The following is a 1,102-nucleotide window of genomic DNA, read 5'->3' as shown; positions in this document are numbered from 1 at the left end:
CCGGTCGCGCGCCGGGTTATGGACCTGTGCGGCGCACCTCGTTTGGCCCTGGCGGCCGGGCCAACGGCGGGACAGGGTGGGGTCCGACGATCACCTGAGGAGGTCCCGTTGAGTGTTCCGTCCGATCCCGGTATGCGAGTGGTGGTGGCGTGACCGTGCGATTCCGGCATGCCGACGCGGTCCGGGCCGCGTATCCCGAACTGTCCGCCGGCGCGCTGTACGCCGCCGGCGTCGGTGCCCCGGCCCACACCGGACCGGCCGCCGCCGTGTACACCGCGCGGGCCGTGGCACGGCTGGCCCGGGCCGCCGAGGGTGAGTTTCCCGAAGTGCTGGCCTGGCGGCGGGCCTTCAGCCGGATGGGGGTGAAGCCGACGCAGGTGCGGTCGGCCTCGGAGTCGCTGCTGCGACGGCTCCGCAAGGAGGGCGGGCTGCCGGGCATCCATCCGCTGGTGGACCTGTGCAACGCCGTCTCGGTGGCCTACGCGGTGCCGGTCGCGGTGCTCGACGTCGACCGGATCGGCGGGCCGCTGCTGGAGGTCCGGCCGGCGCGCGGCGACGAGACGTACACGCGCTTCGGCGGCGGGGACGAGCATCCCGCGCCCGGCGAGGTGACCTTCGTCGACTCGGCGGGCCGGGCCCACGCCCGCCGCTGGACCCACCGGCAGAGCGGGCACTCGGCGGTCGGCGCGGGGACCGGGCGGGTGCTGGTGGTGACGGAGGCGATGCACGACGGGGGAGCGGACACCGTGGCACAGGTGCTGAAGACGGTCGAGGAGGAGCTGACAGCGCACTGGACGGCCACCACCACGACGGCCGTTCTCACGCCGGACGCCCCGGAGTTCGTCTTCGGGGAGTGACCGGTGCCGCTGCAGGGGCGCGAGTCGGCTTCAGCTCTGACCGGCCCCCACCACGGAGCTCGCCTTCAAGATCTGCCCGGCGGTCACCGGGGCGGGAGCCGGTCTCCGGAGCCTGCGCGGTCGCCGCAGGGGCGGGCCGGGGCTCGTGGCAGCATGAGCGGCGTGGACGAGGGGCGGGACACGGTGAACGGGACGGCGCGCGGATCCGACTTCCTCCAGCTGGATGTCGCCGACGTGCCCGCCGG

1 protein-coding gene is annotated in these 1,102 nt (G+C 74.9%); it reads left to right on the top strand.

What is annotated here, in order from left to right; all coding sequences use genetic code 11:
- Positions 1 to 149 precede the first annotated feature (149 nt).
- Positions 150 to 857 carry a phenylalanine--tRNA ligase beta subunit-related protein gene (locus H5J33_RS36150; RefSeq protein WP_309485580.1) on the top strand — a complete coding sequence of 236 codons (708 nt, stop codon included), beginning with the start codon at positions 150 to 152 and terminating at the stop codon, positions 855 to 857.
- The last annotated feature ends 245 nt before the right edge of the window (positions 858 to 1,102 follow it).

The sequence above is a fragment of the Streptomyces sp. WELS2 genome (genome assembly GCF_013870595.1).
Lineage (GTDB): Bacteria > Actinomycetota > Actinomycetes > Streptomycetales > Streptomycetaceae > Streptomyces.
The sequence above is the reverse complement of the archived record's forward strand: the minus strand, read 5'-3'. Positions and strand labels throughout refer to the sequence as shown.